The organism is Staphylococcus marylandisciuri, assembly GCF_025519785.1.
GTDB classification, from domain to species: domain Bacteria; phylum Bacillota; class Bacilli; order Staphylococcales; family Staphylococcaceae; genus Staphylococcus; species Staphylococcus marylandisciuri.
Genome location: NZ_JAOPKZ010000023.1, coordinates 1 through 7,543, shown reverse-complemented (window position 1 = coordinate 7,543; position 7,543 = coordinate 1). Strand labels below are relative to the sequence as shown.

Genomic DNA, 7,543 nt, shown 5'->3' with positions numbered 1-7,543 from the left:
CGAAAGATCCAAGTGAAACGGATGCAGGTCAACATGACCCTGGATACGAGGACCAAGGAACAAAACCAGGCACACCGGTAGAAGTGCCACAAACGAAAGACGGCAATCTACCGCCGAATACAACATTCGAAGGCCCTAAAGATGTGCCACCAGGCTGGACAGTAGATGTTGATCCAAACACAGGTAAAGTCACTGTGACGCCACCGGCGAACGCAACACCGGATACGAAAGTCAATATTCCAGTTGTCGTTCATTATCCAGATGGTTCAACAGATACACCAACAGTAACAGTCACTGTCGTGCCGAAAGATCCAAGTGAAACGGATGCAGGTCAACATGACCCAGGCTATGACGAAAACAGTACGAAACCAGGTGTACCAGTAGAAGTGCCACAAACGAAAGACGGCAATCTACCACCAGGAACAACGTTCGAAGGCCCTAAAGATGTGCCACCAGGCTGGACAGTAGATGTTGATCCAAACACAGGTAAAGTCACTGTGACGCCACCGGCGAACGCGACACCGGATACGAAGGTAAACATCCCAGTTGTCGTTCATTATCCAGATGGTTCAACAGATACACCAACAGTAACAGTCACTGTCGTGCCGAAAGATCCAAGTGAAACGGATGCAGGTCAACATGACCCTGGATACGAGGACCAAGGAACAAAACCAGGCACACCGGTAGAAGTGCCACAAACTAAAGACGGCAATCTACCACCGAATACAACATTCGAAGGCCCTAAAGATGTGCCACCAGGCTGGACAGTAGACGTTGATCCAAATACAGGTAAGGTCACTGTGACGCCACCGGCGGACGCAACACCGGATACGAAGGTAAACATCCCAGTTGTCGTTCATTATCCAGATGGTTCAACAGATACACCAACAGTAACAGTGACTGTCGTGCCGAAAGATCCAAGTGAAACAGATGCAGGTCAACATGACCCAGGCTATGACGAAAACAGTACGAAACCAGGCGTACCAGTGGAAGTGCCACAAACGAAAGACGGCAATCTACCACCGAATACAACATTCGAAGGCCCTAAAGATGTGCCACCAGGTTGGACAGTGGATGTTGATCCAAATACAGGTAAGGTCACTGTGACGCCACCGGCGGACGCAACACCGGATACGAAAGTAAATATTCCAGTTGTCGTTCATTATCCAGATGGTTCAACAGATACACCGACAGTAACAGTCACTGTCGTACCGAAAGATCCAAGTGAAACGGATGCAGGTCAACATGATCCTGGATACGAGGATCAAGGAACGAAACCAGGTACACCAGTAGAAGTGCCACAAACGAAAGATGGCAATTTACCACCAGGAACAACGTTCGAAGGCCCTAAAGATGTACCACCAGGTTGGACAGTGAATGTTGATCCGAAGACAGGCAAGGTCACTGTGACGCCACCGGCGAACGCAACACCAGATACGAAAGTGAATATTCCAGTTGTCGTTCATTATCCAGACGGTTCAACAGATACACCGACAGTAACAGTCACTGTCGTGCCGAAAGATCCAAGTGAAACAGATGCAGGTCAACATGACCCTGGATACGAGGATCAATCGACAAAACCAGGCACACCGGTAGAAGTGCCACAAACGAAAGATGGCAATCTACCGCCAGGTACAACGTTTGAAGGACCGAAAGACGTGCCACCAGGCTGGACAGTAGACGTTGATCCAAATACAGGTAAGGTCACTGTGACACCACCGGCGAACGCAACACCGGATACGAAGGTGAATATTCCAGTTGTCGTTCACTATCCAGACGGTTCAACAGATACACCGACAGTAACAGTCACTGTCGTACCGAAGGATCCAAGTGAAACGGATGCAGATCACCATACTCCAGGATACGAAGATCAAACGGCGAAACCAGGCGTACCAGTAGAGGTACCACAAACGAAAGATAGTAAGTTACCACCAGGTACATCGTTTGAAGGACCAAAAGACGTGCCACCAGGTTGGACAGTGAATGTTGATCCGAAGACAGGCAAGGTAACGGTAACGCCACCGAAGGATGCAACTCCAGGCACGAAAGTGGATATCCCAGTTGTCGTTCATTATCCAGATGGTTCAACGGATGTAGTGACAGTAAAAGTGACAGTAGGCGCTGGAAATACAACTCCATCATGTGATGATGATAGAAAAGATACTCAGCCAACGTTACCATCAGAAACGGAGCAAAATAATCGCACTGAAGATAAAACTCAAGATTCTAATGACAATAACCCACAAGATGCGTTATCTCATTTAGAACCTAAGACAAGCGATAAAGAAGGTATGAGTAGTTCACATGCCGGTGGTACAACTCATGAATTAAATGGAGATGCTACAGCTTCTAATTCAAAAGGTAATACAACTGAAGAAGTTAGAGAACAAACATCTTCTACTACGCATTCTTCTGGCCAATCTAAGGAACAGTTACCAGAGACTGGTCAAGAATCTACAAATAAAACGCCGCTTTATACAAGTTTATTTGCAGGTTTAGGTGCATTATTGTTGTTCCGTCGTCGGAAAAATAATAAAGAAGAGAAATAGTAATAAAAGTTTCTATACTTTTAACGGTTAGTGATGAAAATCACTAGCCGTTTTTTTAGTGGGCCCGGCAAGGGTAATAACTTGACGGTGGAAGTCTGTTACAGGCTTGGTAGTAGGAACTATTAGCGAAAGACAAGGGTGTCCATTGCGAAATGGAATCTGAAGGAAGACGGACGCAAACACTCGCACTGACGAACAGAAATATCATACGCGGCTATGTAGAATGGACGAATCTGCTAAACAAGATAAAATCTGATACTACCCGAGTTCTATATAGTAAATGTTGCAGTGACATGAGTGGAAAGTGATTGCGCTTACCAGGGGAGATTTCATCAGTGATGGAAATCGTAGTAACAACGAATGATGAGAAGTCAGCAGAGGTCATAGTAGGTAGAAATACTGAAGGACTGAACAATATTCATACAAAGTAAAGAATGGAGTTTATAGATTTACGGTGTACAGAAAAAGGGGTGCTCGGCAGCTTATAGAAAGATAAGTAGTGGAACGAAAAAGAATATATAAATGTGCACAGTAAATCTTGGTTGAAATAAAAGAAATATATTGTGAGTCTCCAACACTAATGGAGCTTGTTGTAAGACTAAGTAACATTGAAAAAGCTATCAAGAGAGTCTAGAAAAAAGGAGCACCAGGTATTGACGGTATGAAGGTCAGTGAACTTCATGGGCATTTTGCGCGATACTTTCCGCAAATTAGAAAGAAACTGCTCGATGGCACATATCAACCATAAGCAGTAAAGAAAGTTGAAATCCCAAAACCAAATGGGAAAAAGCGGGTGCTTGGAATCCCCGTCGCTTTGTAATATTTATCTTCACGAATTGGATAAGGAATTAGAGAAAAGTGGACATCGTTTTGTTCGTTATACGAGGCTGGAACATAAAGGTCTTTGACTAGAGAGAAAAGGGAGCGGGACAGAAATCTTTTTATTCAAATTAGATTTCTGTCCCGCTCCCTCCTACTCGATTTTAGAATTCACTTTTAGATATTTAGTGCTAACCATTTTAGTACACGTGTAAAGCATGATTTACGAATATACATTGAGATATGCCCAGCTGATTTTTAAGTAAAAGCCAAAGACTTAATAGGGTAAGACCCTTCAGACTACACGAGAAACAGAAGGGAAATAAAAATTATTTGAAAAAAATTTTACCGAACTATCGTCTTATTTTTACCTCAAAAAACCAAGATTGTACGTATATTTGAAAGATAAAAAACTAAAAAATGATTATACATTAAAGAGGTCTTAATTTAATGTATTAAGTTAACAAATTACGCGAAGTACAAAAAATAATATAAGAAGAAACTAATAATGCACGACGTCTAAAGACGCATACTATTTAACGTTCTATAGTCCTTATTATATGTGATAAAAATACTTTAATAAAAATAGAAATGAGTTATTTAAATAACTCTAGAAGAACGTTATTAAGTAATAATTGCTTTGTAATCAAACTTATATAATAAAAATGGAGAATAAAAATTAAAAAAGTTATTCAAAATATATTAACTAAAAAAATAAGTAGAACCATTCTTAGTAGTGTGGTATATTATTTTTATCAATAAGATAACATCTTATGAAATAACATATTTGGGGGTAGTGAATTTGAAACATAAGAAATCTAAGTCGAAATTAGATTTTCTACCAAATCGTCATAATAGATACTCTATTCGTCGATTTACGGTAGGTACAGCTTCAATCTTAATTGGTGCAACCTTACTATTAGGGGCTTCAAATGATGCTAAAGCTGCTGAAGAAGATAGTAGTGAAGTATCTGTAGATAACAAAGATGAAGCATCGTCATCTGAAGACGGACAGGTTGCTGAATCAACTAAAGAAGAATCTACTGAAGCTACGACAGACCAAGATCAAGTTGAAACTAAAGCACAAGATACCACAACTCAAGCACAAGAGAAGAAACAAGAGGAGTCTACTTCTGATTTAAACGATGAAGTGTCAGAAGATTCTAAAGATCAATCCCAAGACACTGAAGCGACTCAAGATAAATCTCAAGAGGCTGAGGTGAATCAAGAAAACCCATCCACTTCTAAAGAGACGTTATCTAATGATAAAAAAGCAGAAGATACTAAAGTAGAAAAAACAGCTAAGTCTACTGTGAAAGAAGCTAAATCAGAAGACAAAAAAGTCAATACTGAAGATTCGGTTGCTCAAGATAAACCTCAAGCAACTGAAGAAGAAGTTGTAACTAACAAAGAGGATAAAGTAAATGCAACTGCTACAGAAGCAGATAAGAAAGCTGCTCAAGAAGATCCATCTCCTTATGCAGACATCACTTCTGTACATGACAGAGACTCTGCAGTAGATTTTTACTCTAAAGCAACAGGCGTTTCTGCTAAAGAAGCGAAACGTGTAGTTAATAATTTAGGCTTAGATAAAAATAATTATACTCCAGAATCATTTAGAGTAGCCTTAATTAACGCTTTAGCTGCAGCGCAGAACCAAACACCTAAAGCAACAATCTTCCGTGCTGCACCTAGCAATCCGAACACTGCGACAGCTCTAGCAAACGCTACGAATGCTGCTGGTCCAACAGCGGATTCTGACAATGCAAAAGTCGTAGAAGCTGATGCGATTAAGAACGGATATATCAAATCAGCTACAGATATGACGAACGCGAAATTCTCACTATCTGGACGTGCTTACGTTGCTGACTTCGGAACGCCAGGTACAGTAGGTACGCGCTTAACTCCAGTACCAGAAGGCACTAAAGTGTACATGCAATGGATCGATAAAGATGGTTGGGTGTCTCCTACATTCCAAGCGGCAACATCTAATCGACTTACGCAAGATGATTTGAGTCAAGCTGGCCCAGGAGCATATGCATTTGATTTACGTAAACCGCAAATCGATGCGAATGGTAAAAAGCATGAGTACTTAGCAATTGACGGTCAATATTACCGTTTATGGATTGAAGATTTCAAGACTGCTCAAGGTAATACAGCTACGATGCTACGCCAAGCTGGTGGTTTAATTCCAGGAGCATTTGTTAACTCTGTTACAGGCTTGAACATAGGTCAGTTCCCATTAATTGGTACGAATATGCAACGTACGGGTATATTTATGGGTGTTAAACCAGCTAATTCATATATGACTAGACCTAAAAAAGATTGGATTAATGATAAATTAGGACCGATTGGTAGCCCAGCTGTTAACCTTAGTGCTAGAAATTCTATCTCAGGTAAAGTTTGGTTAGAAACAGGTGCAGGTGACGAAGCAAACTCTGCAACTGGTCCAAACAAAGCACCTAAAGAACCAGCAGCACAGGGTTATACAGTAGTATTCTCTTCTCTAACTAAAGAGGGTGCTGCAGCATACAAAACTCAAGTGGCTAACTTAGATAATTCTCAACGAGCAGACGCAGCGAAGAGATTATTAGAAGCACATCCTGAGTATATTTCTGCTACAGTTTACGGTCTCACAGACAAAGACGGTAATTATACGGTTAGATTCCCTAATGATAAGCTAAATGATGACTATATTTATGGTTATGTCATCAATCCGAAGGGCGAACTAATGAATGGATATTCTTCATTCACTACACCACAATTTACAAAAGCTAATAAAAACTTATTGTTCACACCTCAAGCTGCACCAGCACAGAACTTAGTTGCTAATCCAATGTGGTATAACGTTAACTTTGCGTTAATTCCTAAGACGGATATTAACTTAAATATTCTTGATTTTAATAACACTGATAAACCAGCTGTGCCAGGTGATGTAGCACACATTGATTTAGATGGTCAAATCTTCTCACCTCTACCAACTCACATAGAGTGGAGAGACAAAGATGGTAAAGTAGTTAAGAAGACTAAAGATTTCACTACATTAACTGAAGGTGAAGCGATATCTGCATTTGAAATTCCTGCCACTGCTAAAGATGGAGATCACTATACAGCAGTGTTAGTAGTGAATGATCGTGATATGGCTGCGGACTCATTAACTGTTAAAGTAACAGATGCACGTAGTTATGAGCCTAAGGTTACTCCAATCACTAAAGAATATGGTCAATCAACGTCTCCAGAAGATGTACGTAATGCTGTAACAATTCCGAATTACCCTGCTGGAAAAGGAACTCCAACAGTAACAGTGGACGAAGGTGCAACATTACCAGATGGTAATACACCAGGCAAGACAGATGTACCAGTGACAGTGAGATATCCAGACGGATCAGTGGATCATGTAACAGTACCGGTAACGGTTAAAGAACAACCACAAGCGGATAAGTACGAACCGAAGGTAACACCAGTAGAGAGAGAACACGGTACACCAGTAACATCAGGCGATGTAACAGGAGCAGTCACAGTACCAGGCTATCCAACAGAAGGTGATCAGCCGACAGTTACAGTGGATGAAGGTGCAACATTACCAGATGGTAATACACCAGGCAAGACAGATGTACCAGTGACAGTGAGATATCCAGATGGTACAGAAGACCACGTGACAGTACCAGTAACGATTAAGGAACAACCACAAGCAGATAAGTACGAACCGAAGGTAACACCAGTAGAGAGAGAACACGGTACACCAGTAACATCAGGCGATGTAACAGGAGCAGTCACAGTACCAGGTTATCCAACAGAAGGTAAACAGCCGACAGTCACAGTGGATAAAGGTGCGAAATTACCAGATGGCAATACATCAGGTAAAACAGATGTACCAGTAACAGTGAGATATCCAGATGGTACAGAAGATCACGTGACAGTACCAGTAACAATTAAGGAACAACCACAAGCAGATAAGTACGAACCGAAGGTAACACCAGTAGAGAGAGAACACGGTACACCAGTAACATCAGATGATGTAACAGGAGCAGTCACAGTACCAGGCTACCCAACAGAAGGTAAACAGCCGACAGTCACAGTGGATAAAGGTGCGAAATTACCAGATGGCAATACATCAGGTAAAACAGATGTACCAGTAACAGTGAGATATCCAGATGGTACAGAAGATCACGTGA

Annotated in this window: 2 protein-coding genes and 1 pseudogene; all 3 read left to right on the top strand. The window is 41.3% G+C overall.

Annotation, left to right across the window (positions count from 1 at the left end):
• Positions 1-2,549 (top strand): YPDG domain-containing protein (locus N9R04_RS11105; protein WP_262856840.1); only part of this gene is annotated, 2,549 nt, incomplete at its 5' end.
• Between the two features lie 556 nt (positions 2,550-3,105).
• Positions 3,106-3,363: pseudogene (locus N9R04_RS11100) on the top strand (group II intron reverse transcriptase/maturase); the annotation flags it as partial.
• An 807-nt stretch (positions 3,364-4,170) separates the two neighbouring features.
• Positions 4,171-7,543: Rib/alpha-like domain-containing protein (locus tag N9R04_RS11095; RefSeq protein WP_262856839.1), on the top strand; the 3,373-nt coding region annotated here is incomplete at its 3' end.